This is a genomic window from Allomuricauda sp. F6463D, assembly GCF_023015965.1.
In the GTDB taxonomy this organism is placed as follows: domain Bacteria; phylum Bacteroidota; class Bacteroidia; order Flavobacteriales; family Flavobacteriaceae; genus Flagellimonas.
This window is the reverse complement of record NZ_JALKAN010000002.1, coordinates 533,309-557,923: the sequence shown is the minus strand read 5'-3', so window position 1 is coordinate 557,923 and position 24,615 is coordinate 533,309. Positions and strand designations below refer to the sequence as shown.

The following is a 24,615-nucleotide window of genomic DNA, read 5'->3' as shown; positions in this document are numbered from 1 at the left end:
TTTTGCCAAAACGTTGAAACATGAACATCTTGGTCCTAGGTTCTGGCGGACGCGAACACGCCATTTCCCTAAAAATTTCCCAAAGCCCAAAAACATCTAAACTATTTGTAGCACCTGGAAATGCCGGGACATCTGAAATAGCCACAAATGTTGAGGTAGGGGTAAACGATTTTGAAGCCATCAAAACATTAGTGTTAAAAGAAAACATTGATTTAGTTGTTGTTGGACCCGAAGATCCCTTGGTAAATGGAATTCACGATTTTTTCTTGAATGATACAGAATTAAAACCCGTTGCGGTTATAGGACCTCAAAAAGCGGCAGCCGAACTCGAGGGGAGCAAGGAATTTGCCAAAGAGTTTATGATGCGACATAATATTCCAACGGCAGCATATCAAAGTTTTACAGATAAAACCTTGGAAGAAGGTTATGCCTTTTTGGAAACCCTAAAACCACCCTACGTGCTCAAGGCCGACGGTTTGGCAGCAGGCAAGGGCGTATTGATTCTTCAGGATATTCAAGAAGCCAAGGATGAATTAAAATCCATGTTACTGGATTCTAAGTTTGGTAGTGCAAGTGCCACTGTGGTAATTGAGGAATTTTTGGATGGTATAGAATTGAGTTGTTTTGTACTTACTGACGGTACCAATTATAAAATACTTCCAACGGCTAAAGATTACAAACGGATAGGCGAAGGAGATACAGGCCTCAACACGGGCGGAATGGGCGCAATTTCACCAGTCCCTTTTGCCGATAAGGTTTTTATGGACAAGATTGAGCGCCAAATTGTAAAGCCTACTGTAGAAGGGCTTAAAAAGGACGATTTGCCCTATGTTGGTTTTATCTTTATTGGTTTGATAAAAGTTGGGGAAGAACCCAAAGTAATCGAGTATAATGTTAGAATGGGTGATCCCGAGACCGAAGTGGTGATACCGCGGCTTAAAAACGATCTTGTAGAAGTATTATCGGCAATGGCAGATGGAACTTTGGATCAAGTGGATCTCCATATCGACGAAAGAACTGCAACAACGGTCATGGCAGTGTCGGGAGGTTATCCAGAAGCCTACGAAAAAGACAAGGAAATCACAGGAACCGAAAATATTGAAGATTCCATTGTGTTTCATGCAGGAACCAAGGAGTCCAATGGCAAAGTGGTAACCAATGGAGGACGTGTAATAGCAATTACCTCCTTTGGTAAAGGCTATAAAGAGGCACTACAGAAATCCTATCAAAATATGGAAAAGCTCCATTTTGATGGAATGTATTACCGAAAGGATTTAGGATTCGATCTATAAATAAGAGTGAGAAGTACTGCTTTTGTTCTCTTCACCGCTATCGTTGAAAATTTTTAACTGCCCCATCCAATATACCATGGCTATAGCACCTATAATCATGAATATCCAGTTAATGGTATTGGCACCCCACCAGCTGTGCGTAAAACGGAAAAAATCCAATGGTGCGAAAAGGTAGTTAACAAATAAGTCATCTATACCGTAAAAAAACTTGCTCATGTTGGTTATATTTACTCTACAAAAGTAGCAAAAGATAGTATGATTTCAAGCTTTTTCGGTAAAACAAAACCCATAAATTATATTGTTCTTGCAATCTTTTTGTTTCTTTTTTACTTCGCCAATGTCATTTTTCAGCTGAGAGGGCAAAGATTGAATGAGTTTATTCCTTTGGAAATCTTACTGTTTGTCGCTTTATTATTGGCGATGTTCATCATCAACTTAATTATAAAGACTGAAAAGGCAACAGAGTTTAATTCCTATGCCATGGTTTTTTTTGTGCTATTGATCGTGGCATTTTCTGACGAACTTATTGTTCAAAACGTGATTTTTTCCAACTTTTTCTTGCTTCTGGCATTTTGGAGAATATTGTCCATCAAATCTATAAGAAATGTAAAGCATAAAATTTTTGATGCCTCTTTATTGATCTCTATTGCAAGTTTGTTCTACGATTGGGCCTTGGTATTTATGCTACTTGTTTTTTTTGTCATAGGGGCCTACGACCGCAAGACATTTAAGAACTGGTTGGTTCCATTTTTGGGAATGATGGCAATTTTTATTTTAACCTTCACTGTACTTACATTACAAGGTTCCTTGGATTATTTTGAAAATCATTATCAGTTTTCATTGGGACTTTTCACTACGAAATCATTTTTTCAGGTGCTGAACATAAAGACCCTGGTGTATCTTATTTTGACAATCATTGTTTCCATTGCCGTTTTTATTCGATTACGAAATGTAAGTGGAGGCAAACTGCTCTTGCTTCGAATTGTATTTCTTGTTTTTATGTTGGGAATTGTTTTGATTTTATTCAATCCAGTAGACGATTCTCCGGTATTGCTCACATTTTTCCCAGCATCTATTTTTTTCACCAACTATTTTGAAAGCATCAGAAAAAGAAAACTTCAGGAAATGATTTTGATACTTTCTTTGTTGGTTGCCTTAAGCCTTTTTGCCTTCCACCTGAAGTAAGTATATCATAAAGCAATATCTTTGAATAAATTTATTTGAGCTATGTTCAGCGATTTTGCATATAAGATTTTTCAAGAAAGTATAGACACCTATCACCTTAAGGATGATGTGCACCAAGAATTCTCGAACCCTTATTCAAAGGATAAAATTGAGCATTTGCTCTATAGAAAAAACTGGATAGATACAGTGCAATGGCATTATGAAGATATTATCCGTGATCCAGATATTGAACCTGTGGTCGCGTTAGATCTTAAACGCAAAATAGATGCCAGTAATCAAGATCGAACGGATTTGGTGGAGTTTATCGACGGTTATTTTTTAAACAAATACCAATCGGTACAAGTAATGGACAGTGCCACTATAAATACCGAGAGCCCGGCATGGGCCATTGACCGACTTTCTATTTTGGCCTTAAAAATATATCATATGCAAGAAGAGGTGAACCGTAAGGATGCCTCTCCAGAACATATTCAAAAATGTAGTGAAAAACTCGCGGTACTCTTGGAGCAGAAAAAAGACCTTTCCACAGCCATTGATCAGCTATTGGCCGATATTGAGGCTGGTGAGAAGTACATGAAAGTCTACAAGCAGATGAAAATGTACAACGACGACGAACTAAACCCAGTACTTCGTGGACAAAAAGGGTAAACAGACCCATATTTTATTGATCAGGTTATCGGCTATGGGTGATGTGGCCATGACCATTCCCGTTATTCGTACACTTACCCAACAATATCCACAGGTAAGGCTTACCATACTCACTAAAAAACATTTCAAACCCATTTTTGATGGGTTGGAGAACGTAGAGGTAAAAGAAGCCGATGTAAAAAAACAGCACAAAGGACTTATGGGGCTGTGGCGATTATATAAAGAACTTAAACCCCTAAAATTTGATGCCGTTGCAGATTTACATAATGTATTAAGAAGTCGCATACTCAAAAAATATTTTGGATTAGAGGGAGTGCCGTTTGTACAAATTGATAAAGGCCGGCAGGAGAAAAAAGCCCTAACCCGTTCTAAAAACAAAGTCTTCCAGCAATTAAAGAGTACACATGAACGGTACGCTGATGTTTTTCGAAAGCTCGGTTTTCCAATAAATTTATCCAATGCCAAACCCTTGGAACGAGTCCAACTTTCTGAGAAAGTGCTCGGGTTGGTACAGCAAGACACCAAAAAATGGGTGGGGATTGCGCCATTTGCTGCTCACGTGGGTAAAATGTATCCGTTGGAATCCACAGAGGAGATAATTAAAACCCTAAACCATACCGAAAAGTATAAAATACTATTGTTCGGTGGTGGAGCAAAGGAAGTGGAAGTACTGGAAAAGCTTGCGGACACTTATGAAAATGCGTTGTGCATGGCCGGTAAACTTAATCTTTCTGAAGAACTGCAACTCATTTCCAACTTAGATGTGATGTTGTCCATGGATAGTGGCAACGCTCATATGGCAACAAACTATGGTATTCCTGTGGTAACCCTTTGGGGAGTTACCCACCCCTATGCTGGTTTTTATCCGTTTGGTCAATCATTGGAAAATGCACTTTTGGCCAATCGTGAAGCTTATCCATTAATTCCTACCTCCGTGTATGGCAACAAAGTTCCGGATGGCTATGAAGATGCTATGAAAACCATTAAGCAACAAGAAGTTTTGAATAAGTTATTGGGGCTTTTGGAGATTTAGATAACGGCTCCCTGGCAACTACTTCCCGCTCCTGCTGAACATCCGTAGCAATGCTGCGAAATGATAATATCACAATCGTACAACCAGCCCAATCTATGGCAATCGTGTTGGTATGTACAATAATAGTTACTACACTGGATTATAGACTTTTATCAATTGGGGTAAAGTTTCTTCATTATTACCCAAGGGATTAAATAACTTAAAAAGAACAATGAGGTTATTGAAATGAATTGTAATAGGGCATTCAATAGGTAAAAGTTTCAATTGTCAATCAAAAACAGGCATTCATCAAATAATATGGGCAATCCATAAATTACACACCATTTCTTAATATTAAATATGAGAAATTCGATTTAAGTAAACAATAGCCATATTAATGAATAACTCAAAGGACAATAAAACTGGCAATAATGAAAATGTATCCTCTAAGAAGGATTTATTGAATGGAATATTGACAAATGCCATTGAATCTAATCAAAACAATGTGCAGACCAGTGCAGGGCTTGAAACCAAAATATGTAAGAATTGTGGTGCTGCAAGACCAAAAGATACCAATTTAAAATATTGTGATTATTGTGGCTATGAATTTTATCATATGAATCAGTAAACCCCAATCAAAGCATATTGTATAAGCAATTATTAATAGATGTCATTTGAAAGTGTGCAACAAAGGTGGGACGGATTCCTTGATAAAATTGAAGACCGTTTTCATAACACCTTGAAAAAGGCTGAGGAAGTCTTACCAACATTATTGGATTATCAGAATTTTGAGACCGGTTCATTCATCAATGCTTGGAATGGCATATCAATGCAAGCAAAAAACTTGATAAACAAGATCGAGAATTCTTGGGACGATAAAGTTGAACAAGCTTTTGAAAATGAAGATGATAATTCGGAGGGTTTTTCTAAAAAAATAGGGATTGAACGTGACAAACTATATGAAACGCAGGAAAGACTGGAAAATGAACTTAAATCTTACGAAGTAAGAACCTATGCTAATGCGGCTAAAAAATTAGTTCAAAAAGCGAAAGAAGAACTCTCTAAAGATTTTTTATGCACACAGTGCAACGCCAAATTAAACGTTAAGGACAATTTTTTTAGATCCTACTATCAAATCTGTGAATTCTGTACAACGACAAATACGTTTGAGCCTGGATCTATCGCCAGAATGGTGGAGCATTTTGCGCTAAATGCACTTGGAGAAGAAGCAGCCTTGAATGAATATTTTCAGTACGTCAAGATACAAAAACTGAGAACGGAAAATAATGCCACTAGGAAAGATGTGTTAAAGGCATACCGTTCCTATATAGAAAAATTCCTCAATAAAAGAATTGAAATTATCCCAGAGTATGAGAAACGATATGAAAAAGATATTGAAGCAAAGTTGGAGTTTATCCAAAAAACAACTTTTTGAAGTTAATTAAATAAAAACTAAAAATTTAAAATTATGAGCGACAACAATAGTTTGTACGAAAATCACAAAGGAATGGGTAAAGACATTACCTATATTAACAAAATCGATAAAGAAATGGATTGGGAAAGCTATGATCCTACTAAATGGCCATGTGCTGATATGAGCTTCCCTGATTTAGACCCGAATGAAAAACATGATGTATGGCCTTTTAAACCAGATATTGATATGTCAATGCATGCAGTAAGTTGGGTAGACCTTAACCAATTTCGTAATGGACTTGAAAGGTATGGGTATCTGCTTAAATTAAAACTACCAGAGAAATTAGAGTGTGAACTTCAGTCTGATATTAAAAAGACACTTGAAAAAATGAAGGAATTACAAACAAGTAATGCTGATGTATTCTATCAAAAACTGCAAGAATATGAATTTATTGATGCAAAGCATTTTGATTATTGGCATTATCTGTATAACAAAAAAACACAGTTGTCCCAACAAGAGATCTATAAGACAAACAAAACGTTAAAGGATCTTTCCACAAACATGGAGCACCAGAAGAATGCCAATGTGGAAGCAGCTAAAACAGGAGGATTATTAGACCCAATAGAAGGAGTAGATATCGAAACTTGGGCAGCTGTCAATGCCAAAATTGCCAATGGAGCTGATTTGGAACAGGTGTTAAAAGTTGTGGGAGTGGAAAAACCAATATGGGATAAGGTCTCTGCAGACTGGACCGCCAGAATGTCACAGGATACCACTTATGCAATTTCTCAAGTATATGCAGACGCTTTTGTAAATCCCAATATTGGAAAATTTGCTTCCATCGAAACCACAAAAGGGAGTGAAAGTGCCCAGGGTGTTGATTCTGGTGCTATGCAAAAAGTAAAAGATGATTTTGAACTTTATATAAAGATTCAATCACATCAAAATGTGGCCTTTTCACAAGGAATAGCTGCCAATACCATTTTGGAAGAATATGGCCTGTCCCCTGCTGATTGGGGAGCTATTGGAGCTCATTGGGCAGTTAAAATGACTACAGATATATCTTTGGTCATGAAAATGGCCGAATTAACACAGAAATATGATGCTGAATTCGCTGCCAACACTAAAAAAGCCGGAGAGGATATAGACTTTTAATCTTTTTATATAGAATAAAATCGAAAATAGCATAGGATGTTTTCTTTCCTCTTTAAAAAGAAAGCAAACAAATAAACACACCTTAATTATGGCATTTCAGAATCAATTAAAGTCGGTAGTACAGTGGGAAAATCCCAACCCAAACGACATTTTTTTCAAGTTTAGAGAAAGTGGCGATGAACTAAAAAATGCTTCTAAATTAATAATCGGTCCAGGTCAAGGATGTTTGTTTGTGTATGAGGGAAAAATTGAAGGGGTATTGGAGGAAGAGGGATTATATAATTTAAAGACCGACAACACCCCTTTTTTTACCACGATTAAAAAATTTATTACCCTATACAAAAGCAGCGAGAGTGAACATAAGACAGGCTTATGGTTTTATAGAAGGGCAGATATCGTAAATATGAGATGGGGGACTCGTTCACCAATCAAATACAATGATCCTATCTATACCTTTCCGGTAGGATTAAGGGCATTTGGAAACTACTCTATAAAAATCACCGATGCCAAAAGCTTTTTTAAAAACATAGTAGCCGGAGAAAACACATTTACATTAGATCAAATACAGGAGATTTTTGTTTCTAGAATTGTTCAGCCTATTATGGATTATTTGGCCAAGGCCAAGTTTTCTTATGCGGACATTGATAGTCAATTAAATGAAATAGCTAGATATTCCAAAGAAGAAACAAAAAGCATTTTTGTTGAATTAGGGTTTGATTTATTGGATTTTAGAATCGAGGGCAATTCTTTTGATGAGGATACTCAAAAACGTATTGGTAAAATAGCCGATATGAATGCAGAGGTTCAGGCCGCCAAACTGGCGGGTCTGGACTACGCTCAAGTTGAGCAGCTAAAGGCCCTTCGAGATGCTGCTAAGAATGAAGGAGGAGTTGCTGGAATTGGAGCAGGTTTGGGTGCTGGAATGCAAGTTGGAAATATGATGGGGCAGAATATAGGGAGTCCGATGCAGCAACAGACTCAATATCAGCCAGCTTCTGACGATTCAATGACCAAACTAAAAATGTTAAAGGAAATGTTTGAGAAGGAATTGATTTCTGAAAATGAATACAGTAGTAAAAAACAGCAAGTATTGGACAAAATGTAGTTTTTGATCCAGGATACCAAAGTTGCAATTTTATTTGGTCAATGGAACATAGTAAAGGCTCTTCTTTAGTTGTTTAATCAAGCCACGGCTCCCTGGCAACTACTTCCCGCTCCTGCTGTACATCCGTAGCAATGCTGCGAAATGATAATGTCTCGGTTGTTCAAAACCTCATCATTATAGTCCTTAATGTGTTTTACCTTGCTCGCCACTTTCAAATCCAACATTTGATTAAAATCACAATCGTACAACCAACCGTCCCAGCTTATGGAAATGGTGTTGGTGCACATCACACTTTTTACTGCAGTGGGGTTATAGGCTTCCACCAAAGAGTACATATAATCTTCATAATTATCTGAGGCGATAAGGTAGTCCAAAAACCGTGAAATGGGTAGATTGGTAATCGCAAAAAGGTTGTGGAAGTCAATATTAAAATCTTCTTTCAATGCTTTTTTAAAATCATGCTCCATAGCCACTTGGTCGGAAGGCAAAAATGCTCCCGATGGATTGTATACCAAATCCAACCTTAAATCGCTGCCGGGAATTCCGTACCCAACTTCATTGAGCATTTGCAGGGCTTTTATCGATTTGTCAAAAACACCATCACCACGTTGTTTGTCCGTTTTTCCTCGGGTGTAGTGCGGCATGGATGATACCACGTGTACATTGTGCCTTTTAAAAAATTCTGGCAAATCGTGGTACTTTTTGTTTGCTAAAATAATAGTGAGATTGGAACGAACTATAAAATCCTTGATGCCCGCTTTGGAAGCTTCCTCAACAAACCAACGAAAATCAGGATTCATTTCTGGAGCACCGCCTGTAAGATCAAGAGTGTGGGCGCCCGTTTTTCGTATTACATCCAAACATTGTTGCATGGTTTCCCTTGTCATAATTTCCTTTCGGTCCGGTCCCGCGTCCACATGACAATGACCACATACTTGATTGCACATGTACCCCACATTTATTTGTAGTACCTCTAACTTTTTGGGACGTAACGGAAATTGACCGGTTTCCGCAATTATATCCTTAAAATAGGGGAGTTCTCCATCCGCAAAAAGTTCTCCGTTCAGTATTTCCAATTGCATTTGGGTATTGGCAAGTACGTCTTTTTGTGCTTTTAAGGATTTCTTTGCCGCTTTTTTTATGTCCGTGAGTATGCTTTGTGCCATTAATCAAATATAGGGTTACATCGAAAGTTTATCGTACTTGTTCATCATCTGTACACCATGTACGAGGGTAGCTCCGCTTTCTATAGCTGCTCCAGCGTGTACGGCCTCCATCATTTCTTCTTTGGTGATTCCACGTTGTAGTCCATCTTTGGTGTAGGCATCAATACAATATGGACATTTAACTACATGTGCTACGGCCAAGGCAATCAAAGATTTTTCTCGGGCGCTCAATGCTCCCTCTTCAAAAACTTTTCCATAATAGTCAAAAAACTTGTTGCCCAGTTCTTCGCTCCACTCGGTAATCTTACCAAACTTTCTCAAGTCAGCTGGGTCGTAATATGATTTGGCCATGTTTTCTAATTTAATGTTTTACTTAAACATACAACAAATATCATTATATACTTTCGTCGCAAGTCTACATAAAAGATTACAATTTATCAGGATAATCACTATAATCATCTATAAAGAATTTACTTGGTTTTGATAATGAGAGAATTACCTAATGTGATGAAGTACGTAAAATGGTGATAGTATTCAAAAATATGAGAAAAGAAATGTATCAATAGGTTATTTTTGCTCTTGTGAAAATAGAATCAGAAAATGCTAGAAAATAAATCCATAGGTCTTGTTCTTTCCGGTGGGGGTATACGGGGAATGGCACATATTGGACTCATTAAAGCAATGAGAGAATACAGCATTGAAGCCAACATTATATCAGGAACAAGTATTGGAGCATTGGTCGGTGCACTTTACGCCAATGGAAATTCGGCAGAAGATATGCTTTCCTTTTTTAAGGAAACCCCCTTGTTCCAGTATAGCTTTTTCACCATTAACAAACCTGGTTTTATCGATACGGAGCGGTACACCAATATTTTCAAGAATTTTTTCCCGACCAATTCTTTTGAAAGCTTGGGCAGGCCATTATACATTGTAGCTACAGATTTACTGAATGGTACGGAAACTGTTTTTAATAAGGGAGAGCTTATAAAACCTTTATTGGCCTCAGCGGCGCTTCCCCCTGTATTCAGTCCGGTGGATATAGATGGTATCCTTTATGCAGACGGAGGAATCATGAACAATTTCCCAAAGAAGTATGTGGATGATAAAACCGAGTTTATCATCGGAAGCAACGTATCCGTAACTGTACCATTAGAAAAGAAAGACCTTCGTAATTCTTTTCAGCTAACAGGGAGGGTCACTAGTTTGATGATCCATGCGTCCAACGACGAAAAATTGCACCAGTGCGACCTTGTTATTGAACCCCATGGATTGGGCAAAATAGCGGTGTTGGACAAAAAGGGTATCGAAAAAGCATTTAACATTGGATATGAACACGCAAGTAGGGCTCTGGAAAAACTATTGTCCCAGACCTAGTTGGTTCCCGAGCTAAACATCATCGTAATCCACTGTAATTTCTTGTGTGAGTGGATGTGATTGACACGTCAGTATAAAACCTTCTTCAATTTCCCCGTCGGTAAGAATCTGGTTCTTTACCATTTCGGCCTTTCCTTCGGTAAGGCGTGCAATACAGCTACTGCAAACCCCACCTTGGCAAGAATAGGGAGCGTCAATGTCCTGTTTTAAAACAGCATCGAGCACTATTTCCTTTTTATCCATTACAAAAGTAAAGGTCTCGTCATCCAAGATAACGGTAACTTGGGTTTTTCCCTCCAATTCTTCTGCAAGCTCGTCTTCTGTATCCTGGCTGGTAAAAAGCTCGAAATGAATTTTATCTTCACCAATACCGTTCTCTTTTAGGGTGTCCGATACCTGATGGATCATATCTGCAGGGCCACACAGATAGAATCCATCGAATTCCGTTTCCTTGAACTTATTTTTTAAGACAAAATTTACCGATGATCTTTCAATCCTACCAAACAAAGCTTCATCTACGGTGGATCTACTGTACACATACTGTACAAAAAAGCGTTCGCCATATTGTTCTTTAATAGCCTGAATCTCCTTAAAATACATGGTTTCTTCAGGAGACTGGTTGCCAAAAACCAATACAAATGTACTTTCTGGATTGCTTTGCAAAACACTTTGGGCAATACTCATTATCGGAGTAATCCCACTTCCAGCTGCAAATGCAGCAATTTTTTGTGGTGTGGTTGCCTCAAAGACAAAACGACCTTCAGGAGGCATCACCTCTAAAGTGTCTCCCGCCTTTAAACTCTCGTTGGCATACACTGAAAATGTGCCGCCCTCCATTTTCTTAATACCCACGGTTAGTTTTCCGGAAGATGGAGGAGAAGAAATGGAATAGGCCCTACGTAGCTCCTTTCCGTTCAGTTGGTGTTTTATGGTGATGTACTGCCCAGCCTTAAAGGAAAAGGCATCTTTAAGATTTTCTGGAATGTCAAAAGTAAGTGCTACGGCATTTGGGGTCAATTTATCCACCGCAGCTATAGTTAAAGCATGGAAATCGCTCATGTAAAGAATTTTGATACAAAATTAAGCATTACACATCTTTTGCACAGCAATTTTAAGAAAAAGCGTGCCTGTATGTAACAAATCCAATAAATTAGATACTTACTAAAAAAAACCAGCCATGCTCAAATATTTTATTGGACTCCAATGGAAGTCATTTTTCAGGTCTGCCAGCTTTAAAACAGAGATCTGGTTTAAAATATTGATGGCCCTGGGAGCACTTTATTTTATAGCAGTTTTCTTGGGAATGGGTGTCGGTGCCTATTTTATTATAGAAAAAATGGATATTGGCGACCCTTTGCGTGTGGTCAATAGGTTTATGGTGTATTACCTGGCTTTCGACCTTGTTTTTAGGTATATGCTGCAAAAAATGCCAGTGACCAACATTAAACCCTTGCTGTATTTACCTATTGATAAAACCAAGGTGGTCAATTTTTCTTTAGGTAAAACTGTAATCTCGTTCTTTAACCTTTCCCATGCATTTTTCTTTATACCGTTCAGCATTGTACTGCTCACCCAGGGTTACTCGCCCATCCAAGTAATTGGGTGGCATTTGGCCTTTATGGCCCTTATTTACTGTAACAACTTTTTGAATGTTATGGTAAACAACAAGAATTCAGTTTTTTATGTATTTGTGGTTTTGTTTCTGTTCGCCGGAGCTTCACAATATTATCAGTGGTTCGATATCACCCTGTATACACAACCCATTTTCGATTTTTTCTACGATATTCCTTGGACGGCCACCATCCCTTGGCTGGTATTGGTAGGATTGTACTACGGTGCTTTCACATACTTTAAAAAACATATGTATCTCGATGGTGGCTTAGCGAAAAAACAGACCGAGGCCAAAATGGAGAATATGGAATGGTTGGATCGCTTTGGTAACCTTGGAACCTTTTTAAAGAACGATATCAAACTCATCAAACGAAATAAAAGATCACGGACTGCAGTGCTTATGGGCTTTTTCTTTATTTTTTATGGGCTTCTTTTTTTTACTAGTGCTATAGAGGTGTACGACGGCCCATTTTGGAAAATATTTGCAGGAATCTTTGTTACAGGAGGATTCATGTTCAGTTTTGGACAGTATGTGCCCAGTTGGGACAGTAGCTACTATCCGCTCATGATGAGCCAGAACATTAAATACCGGGAATATTTGTCATCCAAATGGTATTTGGTGATCATTGCTACCATTATTTCTACCATTTTGGCCACTTTTTACCTCTATTTTGGATGGGAGGCCTATGCAGCTGTATTGGTTGGTGGAATTTACAATATTGGCATTAATAGTTATTTGGTGCTTTGGGGAGGAGCGTATGTGAAAACCCCAATTGAGCTTACCTCCAATAAAAAGGCGTTTGGCGACAAACAAGCCTTTAACGCCAAAACACTTTTGCTCACTTTGCCCAAATTGGTATTGCCCATTATAATTTATGCCGTCGGTCATTTTTTGATTGGCCCCGTTGCCGGGTACATTTTTGTAGCTGTTTTTGGATTGCTAGGATTTATTTTCAAGGAAAGGGTGTTTACCATGATCGAGGGCATCTATAAAAAAGAGAAGTACAAAACATTACTAGCATACAAACAGAAATAATCAACCATTAACATAAAATACATGATTACAGTTCATAATTTAACCAAAACCTACGCAGGGCAAACCGTTTTAAACATAGAACATTTGGAAATTCCGAAAGGACAGAGTTTTGGTTTGGTGGGGAATAATGGGGCCGGTAAAACCACCCTTTTCAGTCTGTTATTGGATTTGATACAACCTACATCCGGACACATAATAAACAATGGGGTGCAAGTAGACCAGAGTGAAGCATGGAAACCTTTTACCTCCGCTTTTATTGACGAGTCCTTCTTGATAGGCTATCTAACAGCGGAAGAATACTTCTACTTTATCGGAGAACTGCGCGGTAGGAACAAAGGAGATGTAGATGGTTTATTGTCCCAATTTGATGATTTCTTTCATGGAGAGATATTGGGACAAAAAAAATACCTGCGAGATCTTTCCAAAGGAAACCAAAAGAAGGTGGGCATTGTGGCCAGTTTTATAGGTAACCCCGAAGTGGTGATTTTGGACGAGCCCTTTGCCAATTTAGATCCGACCACCCAAATCCGATTAAAAGGAATTATTAAGGATTTAGCAGCAAAAGAAGAGGTTACTGTCTTGGTTTCCAGTCATGATTTGATTCACGTTACAGAAGTCTGTGAACGCATAGTGGTACTTAACAAAGGAGAAATTGTGAAGGACCTTCATACATCAACAGAGACTATGAAAGAACTGGAAGCTTTCTTTGCAGGTTGATATTTGAAAATTGATCCGTAAAAATTCTTGTATTTTATCGATAAGCCTTATAATAATCTGCTTTTTTTTGAGTTTATGGTTACACAAGATTATCGATAATTTTGAAGCTTCAACACACATTTTTAGGTGCCATAATTTTGGGAGGGCTTGTATTTAATGCATGTTCCACCCAAAAGGATAAATTTATAAACCGAAATTGGCACGCACTCAATACCAAGTACAACACCTTGTACAATGGTAATCTCGCATTTCAAAAAGGTTTGGAAGAGATCAATGCCAACTATCGTGACGATTATTGGGAAATACTGCCCGTGGAGCGACTCAAGGTCACCGATGAGATAAAATTGGATTCCGAGGACAACAATCCCAATTTCATCATTGCAGAAGAAAAGGCCACGAAAGCCATTCAAAAGCACAGTATGGACATCAAAGATGAGGAGCGCAATCCTCAAACAGATGAAGGGTTCCTATTGCTAGGAAAATCTCGTTATTTTGATCAGCGCTATATACCCGCTTTGGAATCTTTCAACTATATCCTAAGAAAATATGTAGAGAGCGACAAGTTGAACGAAGCTACCATTTGGCGTGAAAAAACCAACATGCGATTGGACAATCCCGAAGTGGCCATTAAAAACTTGAAGCGTTTGTTCAAATATGAAAAGCTGAAAGATCAGGAATATGCAGATGCCAATGCCGTTTTAGCGCAATGTTACATTAACCTGAATGCACCCGATACAGCTATACAAAAACTGAAAATTTCCCACGCTTATACCAAAAAAAACCCCGAAAAAGGAAGATATCTTTTTATAATCGGACAGTTGTATGATCAATTGGGGCATAAGGATAGTGCCAATATTGCCTATGAAAAGGTAATAGCCCTTAACCGTAAATCGCCAAGGGTGTATATGATCAACGCACATCTGAAAAAAACCCAGAACACCGAACTTACCGAAGCCAACCGGGAAGAAATGTTGGAATACCTCACCGATTTGGAAGAAAATAGAGAGAACCGGCCATTTTTGGATAAAATTTATCGGCAAGTGGCCCAATTTCATATGGCTTACGAATCCGATAGTTTAGCATTGGTCTACTACAATAAGTCATTGCAGGCAACTTTGGGAGAACGTAAATTGAACGCACTTAACTACCAAAGCTTGGCCGATCATTTTTTTGATGAAGATGAATACAGAATAGCGGGGGCATATTATGACAGTACCTTGACCAATCTCAACGAAAACACAAGAAAGCACCGTGATATTAAAAAGAAGTTGGACAATCTTGAGGACGTTATCAAATACGAGGATATTGTACACCATGCCGATAGCGTGATTACATTGTACCAAATGCCTCTAGAGGAACGAAGGGAGTATTTCGAGGAGCATATTGCGGAATTGAAGCGAAAGGAAGCAGCCGCTGCAGAAAAAGAACTGGAACGAACCACAGCTGGCTTTGCCACTTTTGCCAATAGTAGCGGCGGAAAAGAGAACCAAGGAAAGTTTTATTTTTATAACATCACAAGTTTGGGCTATGGCAGAAATGATTTTAAAACCCGTTGGGGCAATAGAACATTAGAAGATGATTGGCGCTGGAGCAATAAAGCCAATGTCTCTTTTTCTGAAGCTACGGGCGAGGAAATTGTAAGTGCAGAGGAAAGCGTGACCGAGGATCAAAAGTATTCTGCGGACTATTATCTGGAACAAGTACCTACCAGAATTACTGAAATAGATAGCTTAAAAAACGAACGCAACTTTGCCAATTATCAGTTGGGGCTGATTTATAAAGAAAAATTCAAGGACAATTTATTGGCGGCAGCGAAATTGGAACGGGTACTATCTTCGAACCCAGAAGAACGATTGATTTTACCTTCAAAATATAACCTCTACAAAATTTATGAGGAAACGGGGAGTCCCTTGGCCAGTAGCATGAAACAAGACATTGTTACAAACCATGCGAATACTCGATATGCCGAAATTTTGCTGAACCCTCAGGCCGTTCTCGATGGTAATACCGATAGCCCCGATGCCAGATACGCAGCCTTGTTCAAAGAATACCGACAACAACATTTTTTGAGAGTAATAACCCAATCTGAGGACTATATCAACAAATTTACCGGCGACCCCATCGTACCCAAGTTTGAAATGTTGAAGGCCAATGCAATCGGCCGCCTGCAGGGATTTGAACCCTTTAAGGAAGCGCTCAACTATGTGGCGCTTACCTACCCTAACAATCCCGAAGGCAAGAAAGCAGAACAAATGGTAGAAGAACAGCTTCCCAAATTGGAGAATAAGGAATTCTCACCGGAAACAGGTTCGACAGGAGCTGGAAATTGGAAAGTGGTTTTTCATTTTAAAATCAAAAATGATGAAAAAGCCGTAAAACTAAAACAGCGTTTGGAAGATGTGATCGAAGAACTGCGATATGGCAATATTGTATCTAAAGACATCTATAATTTAGAAGACGAGTTTATTGTGGTCCACGGTTTCCGTTCCAAAGACTTTGCCCTTGGCTTTGCGGAGCTTATAAAAAACAACAGGGACTACCTTATTAAAGATGAGAATTTTGTAATTTTATCAGACAATTACAAAATAATACAGGTACATAAGAACATAGAATCATACAAAGCACAATTTTAACCCCAAAATCCTAGAACACCATGTTTTCTGACAACAAAAAACCCCGACCCATGAATGAATTTGGCGGACAACCAAATAGAATAGAAAAGAACACAAAGATAAAGGGTGATATTACCTCCGAAGCCGATTTTAGAATAGATGGTAAATTGGAGGGAAATGTAACCACATCCGGTAAAGTAGTCATTGGAAAAGATGGCTATATCAATGGAAAAGTGGAATGCGTAAATGCTGATATCGAGGGCAGGTTTAATGGAGAACTTATGGTAAAGGATTTGCTTTCTCTTAAATCTTCAGCCACTATAGAGGGCACCGTGAGCGTGGCTAAGTTGGCAGTAGAACCCGGAGCTACCTTTAATGCTGCCTGTACCATGGGCAAAGGAGTAACATCTGCGCCAAAAATGCCGTCTACAAAGAAAAATGAGCCAGCAAAAGCCTCGTAAAAAATATAAAAAGACGATTAATACAGCCGCCCGTTTGTCTGGTTCCGCCATTCAAATGGGCATTGTTATTTATTTAGGAGTGTGGGGTGGAAAATGGCTCGACACCCATTTTGACACCAATAAGGTGTTCTTACCGATCTGTACAATTTTAGCCGTTGCTATTTCCATATATTTGGTGATTCAACAATTAAAAAAGATCAACGATTGAAAATCAGGTTTTTTCCGGTTCTTTTTACTTCTTTCCTTTTTGTGGGATTGATTCTTCTATACTTTCTCCAAACAAGGTTTTTAGAAAACAATGGGCACGATCTTTCTTCCCTTCAATTGACAAAGAGTTATACGCTCAATGTTATTATGGCCTTGATCGTTTTTTTTACCATTTATATTTTCAGAAATAAATACAGGGATTTGCTCGGATTCTTTTTTTTGGGCGGGAGCTTATTAAAATTTACACTTTTCTTCATTTTTCTATATCGAGGATATAATGAAGATGGAGCATTGGAGCGTTTAGAGTTTCTTGCATTTTTTGTTCCCTACGGATTTGCACTTATCCTAGAAACATTCTTTTTGGTGAAATTGCTTAATAATGAGAGCTAAATAGCCAAAACCATTAAAAAAAAGCAAAGGGAAAAATAATACTGAAAAAAGCTTTTTTCTTTTGAATGGGGGATGTATTTTTGCACCAATTTTTGAGGACCCATATTTGGATCATATGCGAAATTCTTTTTTTAGTAAAAAATTAGTAGCCGTAATTTTTTTGATTGCGGGAGTTTTATCGGCCCAAAACCATGAGGGAGAAGATGTTGAAGCGGGCGCACACGATTTAAAGACCCAGATTAAGGAATATATAGATCACCACCTTCTGGATTCGCATGATTTTAATCTATATTCTTATACAACAGAAGATGGGAATCACAAATATATAGGGTTTCCTCTTCCAGTAATATTATGGGATAACGGACTTAAGGTTTTTTCCTCTTCTAAATTAAAGCATGGAGAAGGCGTTGCAGAAGTTGACGGTGTTTACTACACTTTGTACCATAATAAAATTTACAAAACAGATTCTAACGGAACCATCAATTATGACGTTGACCACGCTAAAGAAACGCATACTGAAGATGCTTTTGGCGAGAACCTGGTTGTCGAGGATGCTCATCCATCGAACGAAAAACCTTTGGATTTTTCCATTACCAAAAACGTTGTTTTTATTATAGCCGTATCGCTTTTAATGTTTTTGGTGTTCCGTTCCATGGCTAAAAGGTATCAAAAAAGCACGATGCCGAGAGGTGTGGGAAGATTTTTAGAGCCATTGGTGCTTTTCGTTCGGGACGAGATTGCCATACCCAATATTGGCGAGCACAAATACAAGAAATATATGAGCTATTTGCTTACCGTTTTCTTTTTTGTGTGGATTATAAACCTATTGGGATTAACGCCACTTGGGGTCAACGTAACCAATAACATTGCTGTTACTTTTGCATTGGCAATGATTACTTACCTAATTACAACCTTTACAGGAAACAAGAATTACTGGAAGCATATCTTTTGGATGCCCGGTGTACCAGTTCCTATGAAAATTATTTTAGCGCCCATTGAATTGTTGGGAACGTTCATTAAACCATTTTCGTTGATGATTCGTTTGTATGCCAACATTACTGCGGGTCACGTAGTTTTAATGAGTATTATAGGACTTATGTTCATATTTAAGAACTGGATAGGAAGTCCATTGTCCTTTTTGTTGGCTTTTGCACTTGCATTATTGGAATTGCTGGTGGCCGCATTACAGGCATATATTTTTACCATGTTGTCCGCATTATATTTTGGTATGGCGGTAGAAGAAGATCATTAAGTAGAACGTTTAATATTTAAATTCATATATCATGACAATTCCAAACATCGTAGGTGCTGGTTTGATTGTAATCGGAGCAGGATTGGGTATCGGTAGAATCGGTGGACAGGCAATGGAAGCCATTGCTCGTCAACCTGAAGCTTCTGGTAAGATTCAAACAGCAATGTTGATTGCAGCAGCCCTTATTGAAGGTATCGGTTTCGCCGCTCTTTTTGCAGCGTAATAACCGTAACAGTATTAGTGAAGGCCATAGCGGTTGGCTATGGCCCTTCATTAATTTTAATGATATATTTTTAAAGAACTTAATAGTATAATATAAATGGAAAAATTAATAGAACAGTTTTCCTTTGGGTTGTTTTTCTGGCAATTGCTGCTTTTTGTGGCCCTTTTATTTTTGTTGAGGAAATATGCATGGAAACCAATTCTTGGTGCAGTAGAGCAGAGAGAAGAAGGGATTAAAGGTGCTCTTGAAGCTGCAGAAGCTGCAAAAAAAGAAATGCAGAATGTTACTGCAGACAGTGAAAAGCTTTTGAAAGAAGCGCGAGTTGAAAGAGACTCGTTATTAAAAGAGGCTAGAGAAATTAAGGAGAGCATTATCTCTGAGGCTAAAGAACAAGCACAGGTAGAAGGTGATAAAATGATCAAACAAGCTCAAGCAGCCATAGAAAGTGAAAAGAAAGCAGCTGTTGCCGATATCAAGGCGCAGGTAGCAAACCTATCCGTGGAAATTGCTGAGAAAGTGATCAAAGAAGAATTGTCCGATAAAGGCAAACAACAAAAGTTGGTTGAGGATATGTTGGGTGATATTAAACTGAACTAACAAACCATGAACCAAAACAGGGCAGCCATACGCTACGCAAAAGCAACCTTGGATTTCGCAGTTGAAAAGAAGGCGGCAGAAGCCGTTGAAAAGGACATGCAGGAGATTGCTGTAACCATTTCTGAAAACGTGGAGCTCCAGAACCTTCTGGAAAGCCCCATCATAAAATCGGAGGTGAAGAAAAATAGTTTGTTGGAAATCTTTAAAGGTGCCAACGAAATCACCAAAGGATTGTTACAAACTTTGATCGGCAACAAAAGGATTGCAATGTTACAGGAAGTGGCTTATAAATACATCATCCTTTACAAAAAAATGAAGGGTGAGGAAGTTGCTTATGTGACAACCGCAGTTCCATTGACGGCAGAGTTGGAAAAGAAAATTTTGGATACCGTTACCACGGCAACGGGCAATTCAATTACCCTAGAAAATAAAATCGATGAGAGTATTATCGGAGGATTTGTGTTAAGGGTAGGAGACACTCAATATGATGCGAGTATCGCAAATAAATTGAACGGATTAAAAAGAGAATTTACAAATAGTCTATAAATAAAGGACAAGAGGTGTCCAACACCTTACGTCTACATCTTATATCTAAGTAAAATGGCAGGAGTAAAAGCCGCTGAGGTATCAGCAATTTTGAAAAAACAATTATCAGGTTTCGAAGCGTCCGCTTCTTTGGACGAAGTAGGTACCGTATTACAGGTGGGTGATGGTATTGCCCGTGTATATGGACTTGCCAATGCCCAATATGGGGAGTTGGTAGAGTTCGAGGGTGGTATGCAAGGTATCGTTCTTAACCTGGAGGAAGACAACGTAGGTGTTGTATTGTTGGGCCCATCTAAAGAAATTGTGGAAGGCGCAACTGTTAAAAGAACCGAACGAATTGCTTCCATAAATGTTGGTGAAGGGATTGTTGGCCGTGTGGTGGACACCTTGGGTAAACCTATCGACGGTAAAGGACCAATTTCTGGTCAAACCTACGAAATGCCCTTAGAGCGTAAAGCTCCTGGTGTAATTTTTAGACAACCTGTAGATGAACCTATGCAAACAGGAATTAAGGCAATTGATGCCATGATTCCAGTAGGCCGTGGACAAAGGGAGTTGGTAATTGGAGATAAGCAAACTGGTAAAACTACTGTTTGTATCGATACCATCCTGAACCAAAAAGAATTTTACGATGCAGGTGAACCTGTGTATTGTATCTATGTTGCCATAGGTCAAAAAGCATCAACGGTTGCCGCAATTGCCAAAACTTTGGAAGAAAAAGGCGCATTGGCCTATACGACCATTGTAGCCGCTAACGCTTCCGATCCTGCACCAATGCAAGTTTATGCTCCATTTGCTGGCGCAGCAATTGGCGAATATTTTAGAGATACAGGGCGACCTGCTTTGATAATCTATGATGATTTGTCGAAACAAGCTGTTGCATATCGAGAGGTGTCTTTGCTTTTGAGAAGACCTCCAGGACGTGAAGCGTATCCAGGTGACGTTTTCTTCTTGCACTCAAGATTGTTGGAGCGTGCCGCGAAGGTTATCGCAGATGATGATATCGCCAAGAACATGAACGATCTTCCAGAGGTATTGAAACCGATTGTGAAAGGAGGCGGTTCTTTGACTGCACTTCCAATTATAGAAACACAAGCAGGTGACGTTTCCGCATATATCCCAACGAACGTAATTTCTATTACTGATGGTCAGATATTCTTGGAGCAAGACTTGTTCAACCAAGGAGTTCGCCCTGCGATCAACGTAGGTATCTCCGTATCACGTGTTGGTGGTAACGCTCAGATTAAATCTATGAAAAAGGTTGCAGGTACCTTGAAACTGGATCAAGCGCAGTTCCGTGAATTGGAAGCGTTTGCCAAGTTCGGTTCCGATTTGGATGCCGCTACATTGAATGTAATTGAAAAAGGACGTAGAAACGTTGAGATCTTGAAACAAGGTCAAAATGATCCTTTTACCGTAGAAGATCAGGTAGCAATCATTTTTGCAGGTTCCAAAAACTTGTTGAGGGATGTTCCTGTGAACAAGGTAAAAGAGTTTGAAAAGGATTTCTTAGAGTTCTTGAATGCTAAGCACAGAGATGTATTGGACACCCTTAAAGCCGGTAAATTGACTGACGAGGTTACCGATACATTGACCGCTGTTTGTAAAGACCTTTCAAGTAAGTACAAAAATTAGTCTAAAGTATTCAGTAGTTAGTATTGAGTAAGTTTAAAAGAGCTCAATACTCAATACTAGAGTCTAGATACTCAACAATATGGCGAATCTAAAGGAAATACGGAACAGGATATCATCCATCTCTTCAACGATGCAGATAACCAGTGCCATGAAAATGGTTTCTGCTGCAAAGTTGAAAAAAGCGCAGGACGCTATCACAGCTATGCGTCCTTATTCTGACAAGCTTACTGAACTCTTACAAGGGTTAAGTGCCAGTTTGGAAGGGGATGGAGGAAGCGAGTATGCCGATAACAGGCCAGTGAACAAGGTATTGGTGATTGCCATTACTTCAAATCGTGGTCTTTGTGGTGGATTCAACTCCAATATCATCAAGCAGAGCAACAGCTTGGTGTCCAGCAAGTACTCAGGAAAGCAAGTTGATTTTTATACCATTGGTAAGAAAGGAAATGATATCCTTGGTAAAAAGCACACAATTTTGGGTGACCAAAGCAAGGTGTACGATGATTTGACTTTTGAGAATGTTGCCGAAATTGCCGAGTTTTTGATGCGTTTGTTCACCAAAGGTGATTATGACAAAATTGAGTTGGTATACAACAAGTTCAAGAATGCCGCTACGCAAATCGTAATGACCGAACAGTTCTTACCTATTGTGGGAGCTGAAGGTGACACGGCCATAGCGGCAGACTATATTTTTGAGCCGTCCAAAGTTGAAATCGTTAAGGAATTGATTCCTAAATCCTTGAAGACACAATTGTTCAAGGCCATTAGGGATTCCTTTGCAAGTGAACACGGTGCCCGTATGACAGCCATGCACAAGGCAACCGACAATGCGGCCGAACTTAGAGATGAGTTAAAATTGACCTACAACAAAGCACGTCAAGCAGCAATTACCAGCGAGATTTTAGAGATTGTTGGTGGTGCGGAGGCATTGAACAATTAGAATAGTTATATTTTTACATATACAAAGGCCACCCATTCGGTGGCCTTTTTGTTTTTCTTAGGACAATAAGGTTTAGGTAATAAGGGCTTTTGCGTAACTTGTAGCCACCTAATCATGGTTTTTAAAGAAGCAACACCGATTGAATCCACTAAAAAAGCTTTTTAAACAAACATTTATCTATGGTTTGGCCACGGTTTTGCCGAGGGTACTCTCCTTTCTATTGGTGCCTTTGTACACATCGGTAATGGACCCAGAAACCTATGGAGAAGTTTCCGTAATCTTTTCATGGTTTGCCATATTTAATGTGGTGTTAGCATACGGAATGGAAACGGCATTTTTCCGTTTTTTCAATAAATATGAGGATAGAGAACGTGTAATTTCGACTTCTTTGGTTTCATTGTTGATTTCCTCTTTGGTTTTCTTTGGTGCTTCCCTACTGTTTAAACAAGCGTTTGCATCGTTGATAGCAGTCAAGGAATCCTTAATGGTTTATATCATATTGATATTGGTCTTGGATGCTTTGACCATTGTTCCTTTTGCATGGCTAAGGGCCAAAGAACGCTCACTAAGGTATTCTGTGGTAAAAGTGGCCACAGTGGCAGTGAACTTGCTGTTAAACATATTTTTCTTGACCATGTTACCCGAATTGGCTCAAAATGGGGAATCAATTTGGGCGACTCTTTATAAACCGGATTTTCAGATTGAATATGTCTTTATTGCCAATGTAATATCCAGCGGCGTAGCCTTTTTATGGGTTAGCGGAATCTATTTTGATAGTAAATATAGTTTTGACCAACGTTTATGGAAGGAAATGGTCAAATACGCGCTGCCTGTAATGGTGGCTGGAATAGCATTTACCATAAATGAGGTTTTTGATCGCATACTACTTGATTATTTGTTGCCAGAAGATGTTGCCAAGGCAGAGATAGGAAAATATTCGGCCTGTTATAAGTTAGTGGTTTTTATGACCCTGTTCGGCACTGCTTTTCGTTTGGGAGTGGAGCCATTCTTTTTTAGCCATGCCAATTCGGAAAACCCCCAAAAAACCTATGCACAGATTACCAACTATTTTGTGATTATGGGCAGTATTATATTTTTGGGCGTTATTGTTTTGATAGACCCACTGAAAAGATTACTGGTCAGAGACCCTGCCTTTTGGGAAGCCTTGGATGTAGTACCCATAATTCTTTTGGGAAGCTTTTTTTTAGGCATATACCACAACTTGTCAGTTTGGTACAAGGTAACGGACCGCACTAAATTCGGGGCCTATATTTCATCCATTGGGGCCATTATTACATTGGTAATCAACATTGCACTTATCCCAACAATCGGATATATGGCATCCGCCTTGGCCACTCTGGCTGCTTATGGCAGTATGATGCTCCTATCCTATTATTTTGGAAGAAAGTACTACCCCGTTCCCTATAACATGCGAAAAATTGTGTTTTACCTATCCGTGTCGCTACTATTTTCAATACTTTCATTCTATGTTTTTAATAGAAATTTAATAGCTGGCAGCATACTACTTTTGTTATTTTTGGGGTTAGTATACAAGATGGAAGGAGATAAACTACGAAACATATTAATAAGACGTGAAGATTAAGATTATAAATAAATCAGGCCATAAGTTGCCCCATTATGAAACCCTTGCATCAGCAGGAATGGATTTAAGGGCAGACATTGAATCGCCAATAGTATTACAGCCATTGGAAAGAGCCATTGTACCGACAGGACTTTTTATGGAGCTTCCCGTGGGTTTCGAGGCGCAAGTGCGACCGCGTAGCGGATTGGCAGCCAAAAAAGGAATAACCGTGCTAAATGCCCCAGGCACCATTGATGCCGATTACCGTGGAAATGTTGGGGTCATCTTGGTGAACCTATCCAATGAGGATTTTACCATAGAAAACGGCGAGCGTATTGCCCAAATGATCATAGCCAAGCACGAACGTGCCGAATGGGAAGAAGTTGAAACCCTGTCCGATACCGATAGGGGTGAAGGCGGCTTTGGAAGTACGGGCACCAAATAAAAATATAATT

The 24,615-nt window shown here is 39.0% G+C and carries 27 protein-coding genes and 1 pseudogene; 23 read left to right on the top strand and 5 right to left on the bottom strand.

All coding sequences use genetic code 11. The annotated features are described in order from the left end of the window. The first annotated feature begins 20 nt into the window (after positions 1-20). Positions 21-1,292 carry a phosphoribosylamine--glycine ligase gene (gene purD / locus MWU56_RS11045; protein WP_247044520.1) on the top strand — a complete coding sequence of 424 codons (1,272 nt, stop codon included), beginning with the start codon at positions 21-23 and terminating at the stop codon, positions 1,290-1,292. Here purD and MWU56_RS11040 read toward each other — a convergent pair. Then, positions 1,287-1,508 carry a DUF6341 family protein gene (locus tag MWU56_RS11040; RefSeq protein WP_247044518.1) on the bottom strand — a complete coding sequence of 74 codons (222 nt, stop codon included), beginning with the start codon at positions 1,506-1,508 and terminating at the stop codon, positions 1,287-1,289. The two genes, purD and MWU56_RS11040, sit on opposite strands and share 6 nt — an antisense overlap. Before the next feature lie 39 nt (positions 1,509-1,547). Here MWU56_RS11040 and MWU56_RS11035 point away from each other — a divergent pair, with 39 nt between their 5' ends. From MWU56_RS11035 to MWU56_RS11025, 3 genes are read left to right on the top strand one after another with little or no spacing between them, the layout of a single operon-like run. Continuing rightward, positions 1,548-2,477 (top strand): DUF6427 family protein, encoded by a 930-nt coding sequence (locus tag MWU56_RS11035; protein ID WP_247044517.1) that lies wholly within the window; start codon positions 1,548-1,550, stop codon positions 2,475-2,477. Between the two features lie 42 nt (positions 2,478-2,519). Next, a complete protein-coding gene (locus MWU56_RS11030) occupies positions 2,520-3,125 on the top strand; it encodes a DUF4254 domain-containing protein (protein ID WP_247044516.1) in 606 nt (201 codons plus the stop codon). Then, the gene (locus MWU56_RS11025) at positions 3,109-4,158 is read left to right on the top strand and encodes a glycosyltransferase family 9 protein (RefSeq protein ID WP_247044515.1); all 1,050 of its coding nucleotides are present in this window, start codon (positions 3,109-3,111) and stop codon (positions 4,156-4,158) included. The genes MWU56_RS11030 and MWU56_RS11025 overlap by 17 nt, the downstream gene beginning before the upstream one ends. Here MWU56_RS11025 and MWU56_RS16675 read toward each other — a convergent pair. Next, positions 4,155-4,338 (bottom strand): annotated as a pseudogene (locus MWU56_RS16675) (radical SAM protein); the annotation flags it as partial. The gene MWU56_RS11025 and the pseudogene MWU56_RS16675 overlap by 4 nt on opposite strands. Positions 4,339-4,534: 196 nt before the next feature. Between MWU56_RS16675 and MWU56_RS11020 the strand changes: the two are divergent. From MWU56_RS11020 to MWU56_RS11005, 4 genes are all read left to right on the top strand, one after another. Continuing rightward, on the top strand, positions 4,535-4,765 hold the full coding sequence (locus MWU56_RS11020; RefSeq protein WP_247044514.1) for a hypothetical protein: 231 nt from the start codon (positions 4,535-4,537) through the stop codon (positions 4,763-4,765). A gap of 39 nt (positions 4,766-4,804) precedes the next feature. Then, a complete protein-coding gene (locus MWU56_RS11015) occupies positions 4,805-5,572 on the top strand; it encodes a hypothetical protein (protein ID WP_247044513.1) in 768 nt (255 codons plus the stop codon). A gap of 33 nt (positions 5,573-5,605) precedes the next feature. Further along, positions 5,606-6,706, top strand: coding sequence for a DUF6620 family protein (locus MWU56_RS11010; protein ID WP_247044512.1), 1,101 nt, complete (start codon positions 5,606-5,608; stop codon positions 6,704-6,706). A gap of 88 nt (positions 6,707-6,794) precedes the next feature. Then, on the top strand, positions 6,795-7,811 hold the full coding sequence (locus tag MWU56_RS11005) for an SPFH domain-containing protein (protein WP_247044510.1): 1,017 nt from the start codon (positions 6,795-6,797) through the stop codon (positions 7,809-7,811). 77 nt (positions 7,812-7,888) lie between these two features. Here MWU56_RS11005 and arsS read toward each other — a convergent pair whose 3' ends face one another. Then, positions 7,889-8,977, bottom strand: coding sequence for an arsenosugar biosynthesis radical SAM (seleno)protein ArsS (gene arsS, locus MWU56_RS11000; RefSeq protein ID WP_247044508.1), 1,089 nt, complete (start codon positions 8,975-8,977; stop codon positions 7,889-7,891). 15 nt (positions 8,978-8,992) lie between these two features. Next, positions 8,993-9,328, bottom strand: a complete 336-nt coding sequence (locus MWU56_RS10995) for an arsenosugar biosynthesis-associated peroxidase-like protein (RefSeq protein ID WP_247044506.1) — start codon at positions 9,326-9,328, stop codon at positions 8,993-8,995. Positions 9,329-9,577: 249 nt separating this feature from the next. Between MWU56_RS10995 and MWU56_RS10990 the strand changes: the two genes are divergently transcribed. Beyond that, positions 9,578-10,351, top strand: a complete 774-nt coding sequence (locus MWU56_RS10990; protein ID WP_247044504.1) for a patatin-like phospholipase family protein — start codon at positions 9,578-9,580, stop codon at positions 10,349-10,351. A gap of 12 nt (positions 10,352-10,363) precedes the next feature. Here the strand turns inward: MWU56_RS10990 and MWU56_RS10985 are convergent, their stop codons facing one another. After that, positions 10,364-11,410 carry a ferredoxin--NADP reductase gene (locus MWU56_RS10985; protein WP_247044502.1) on the bottom strand — a complete coding sequence of 349 codons (1,047 nt, stop codon included), beginning with the start codon at positions 11,408-11,410 and terminating at the stop codon, positions 10,364-10,366. Positions 11,411-11,528: 118 nt separating this feature from the next. Here MWU56_RS10985 and MWU56_RS10980 point away from each other — a divergent pair, with 118 nt between their 5' ends. From MWU56_RS10980 to dut, 14 genes are all read left to right on the top strand, one after another. Then, entirely contained in the window at positions 11,529-12,998 is a 1,470-nt protein-coding gene (locus MWU56_RS10980) for a DUF5687 family protein (protein WP_247044500.1), read from the top strand. A 21-nt stretch (positions 12,999-13,019) separates the two neighbouring features. Beyond that, positions 13,020-13,715, top strand: a complete 696-nt coding sequence (locus tag MWU56_RS10975) for an ABC transporter ATP-binding protein (RefSeq protein ID WP_247044499.1) — start codon at positions 13,020-13,022, stop codon at positions 13,713-13,715. Positions 13,716-13,816: 101 nt separating this feature from the next. Then, on the top strand, positions 13,817-16,348 hold the full coding sequence (locus tag MWU56_RS10970) for a hypothetical protein (protein WP_247044498.1): 2,532 nt from the start codon (positions 13,817-13,819) through the stop codon (positions 16,346-16,348). A 20-nt stretch (positions 16,349-16,368) separates the two neighbouring features. Then, a complete protein-coding gene (locus MWU56_RS10965; RefSeq protein WP_247044496.1) occupies positions 16,369-16,788 on the top strand; it encodes a polymer-forming cytoskeletal protein in 420 nt (139 codons plus the stop codon). Then, positions 16,766-16,996, top strand: coding sequence for an AtpZ/AtpI family protein (locus MWU56_RS10960; RefSeq protein WP_247044494.1), 231 nt, complete (start codon positions 16,766-16,768; stop codon positions 16,994-16,996). Before MWU56_RS10965 ends, MWU56_RS10960 begins: the two co-directional genes overlap by 23 nt. Beyond that, a complete protein-coding gene (locus MWU56_RS10955) occupies positions 16,993-17,385 on the top strand; it encodes a DUF6168 family protein (protein WP_247044493.1) in 393 nt (130 codons plus the stop codon). Before MWU56_RS10960 ends, MWU56_RS10955 begins: the two co-directional genes overlap by 4 nt. Before the next feature lie 115 nt (positions 17,386-17,500). Next, entirely contained in the window at positions 17,501-18,637 is a 1,137-nt protein-coding gene (gene atpB / locus MWU56_RS10950; protein WP_247044491.1) for a F0F1 ATP synthase subunit A, read from the top strand. A gap of 31 nt (positions 18,638-18,668) precedes the next feature. Then, positions 18,669-18,860, top strand: a complete 192-nt coding sequence (gene atpE, locus MWU56_RS10945) for an ATP synthase F0 subunit C (RefSeq protein ID WP_053970734.1) — start codon at positions 18,669-18,671, stop codon at positions 18,858-18,860. Positions 18,861-18,956: 96 nt separating this feature from the next. Next, complete coding sequence (locus MWU56_RS10940; protein WP_247044490.1) at positions 18,957-19,457, top strand: F0F1 ATP synthase subunit B; 501 nt, start codon at positions 18,957-18,959, stop codon at positions 19,455-19,457. Between the two features lie 6 nt (positions 19,458-19,463). Further along, positions 19,464-20,003 carry an ATP synthase F1 subunit delta gene (gene atpH / locus MWU56_RS10935; protein ID WP_247044489.1) on the top strand — a complete coding sequence of 180 codons (540 nt, stop codon included), beginning with the start codon at positions 19,464-19,466 and terminating at the stop codon, positions 20,001-20,003. Between the two features lie 54 nt (positions 20,004-20,057). After that, positions 20,058-21,638 carry a F0F1 ATP synthase subunit alpha gene (atpA, locus tag MWU56_RS10930; RefSeq protein ID WP_247044488.1) on the top strand — a complete coding sequence of 527 codons (1,581 nt, stop codon included), beginning with the start codon at positions 20,058-20,060 and terminating at the stop codon, positions 21,636-21,638. A gap of 79 nt (positions 21,639-21,717) precedes the next feature. Next, positions 21,718-22,578 (top strand): ATP synthase F1 subunit gamma, encoded by an 861-nt coding sequence (gene atpG / locus MWU56_RS10925; protein WP_247044487.1) that lies wholly within the window; start codon positions 21,718-21,720, stop codon positions 22,576-22,578. A 139-nt stretch (positions 22,579-22,717) separates the two neighbouring features. Beyond that, positions 22,718-24,181: a lipopolysaccharide biosynthesis protein gene (locus MWU56_RS10920; protein ID WP_247044486.1), complete on the top strand. Its 1,464-nt coding sequence runs from the start codon at positions 22,718-22,720 to the stop codon at positions 24,179-24,181. Beyond that, on the top strand, positions 24,171-24,605 hold the full coding sequence (gene dut / locus MWU56_RS10915) for a dUTP diphosphatase (RefSeq protein ID WP_247044485.1): 435 nt from the start codon (positions 24,171-24,173) through the stop codon (positions 24,603-24,605). Before MWU56_RS10920 ends, dut begins: the two co-directional genes overlap by 11 nt. Positions 24,606-24,615: the final 10 nt, after the last annotated feature.

Coding starts and splice junctions, on each gene's coding strand:
- purD (WP_247044520.1), top strand. CDS start 21: ATGAACATCTTGGTCCTAGGTTCTGGCGGACGCGAACACGCCATTTCC.
- MWU56_RS11040 (WP_247044518.1), bottom strand. CDS start 1,508: ATGAGCAAGTTTTTTTACGGTATAGATGACTTATTTGTTAACTACCTT.
- MWU56_RS11035 (WP_247044517.1), top strand. CDS start 1,548: ATGATTTCAAGCTTTTTCGGTAAAACAAAACCCATAAATTATATTGTT.
- MWU56_RS11030 (WP_247044516.1), top strand. CDS start 2,520: ATGTTCAGCGATTTTGCATATAAGATTTTTCAAGAAAGTATAGACACC.
- MWU56_RS11020 (WP_247044514.1), top strand. CDS start 4,535: ATGAATAACTCAAAGGACAATAAAACTGGCAATAATGAAAATGTATCC.
- MWU56_RS11015 (WP_247044513.1), top strand. CDS start 4,805: ATGTCATTTGAAAGTGTGCAACAAAGGTGGGACGGATTCCTTGATAAA.
- MWU56_RS11010 (WP_247044512.1), top strand. CDS start 5,606: ATGAGCGACAACAATAGTTTGTACGAAAATCACAAAGGAATGGGTAAA.
- MWU56_RS11005 (WP_247044510.1), top strand. CDS start 6,795: ATGGCATTTCAGAATCAATTAAAGTCGGTAGTACAGTGGGAAAATCCC.
- arsS (WP_247044508.1), bottom strand. CDS start 8,977: ATGGCACAAAGCATACTCACGGACATAAAAAAAGCGGCAAAGAAATCC.
- MWU56_RS10995 (WP_247044506.1), bottom strand. CDS start 9,328: ATGGCCAAATCATATTACGACCCAGCTGACTTGAGAAAGTTTGGTAAG.
- MWU56_RS10990 (WP_247044504.1), top strand. CDS start 9,578: ATGCTAGAAAATAAATCCATAGGTCTTGTTCTTTCCGGTGGGGGTATA.
- MWU56_RS10985 (WP_247044502.1), bottom strand. CDS start 11,410: ATGAGCGATTTCCATGCTTTAACTATAGCTGCGGTGGATAAATTGACC.
- MWU56_RS10980 (WP_247044500.1), top strand. CDS start 11,529: ATGCTCAAATATTTTATTGGACTCCAATGGAAGTCATTTTTCAGGTCT.
- MWU56_RS10975 (WP_247044499.1), top strand. CDS start 13,020: ATGATTACAGTTCATAATTTAACCAAAACCTACGCAGGGCAAACCGTT.
- MWU56_RS10965 (WP_247044496.1), top strand. CDS start 16,369: ATGTTTTCTGACAACAAAAAACCCCGACCCATGAATGAATTTGGCGGA.
- MWU56_RS10960 (WP_247044494.1), top strand. CDS start 16,766: ATGAGCCAGCAAAAGCCTCGTAAAAAATATAAAAAGACGATTAATACA.
- atpB (WP_247044491.1), top strand. CDS start 17,501: ATGCGAAATTCTTTTTTTAGTAAAAAATTAGTAGCCGTAATTTTTTTG.
- atpE (WP_053970734.1), top strand. CDS start 18,669: ATGACAATTCCAAACATCGTAGGTGCTGGTTTGATTGTAATCGGAGCA.
- MWU56_RS10940 (WP_247044490.1), top strand. CDS start 18,957: ATGGAAAAATTAATAGAACAGTTTTCCTTTGGGTTGTTTTTCTGGCAA.
- atpH (WP_247044489.1), top strand. CDS start 19,464: ATGAACCAAAACAGGGCAGCCATACGCTACGCAAAAGCAACCTTGGAT.
- atpA (WP_247044488.1), top strand. CDS start 20,058: ATGGCAGGAGTAAAAGCCGCTGAGGTATCAGCAATTTTGAAAAAACAA.
- atpG (WP_247044487.1), top strand. CDS start 21,718: ATGGCGAATCTAAAGGAAATACGGAACAGGATATCATCCATCTCTTCA.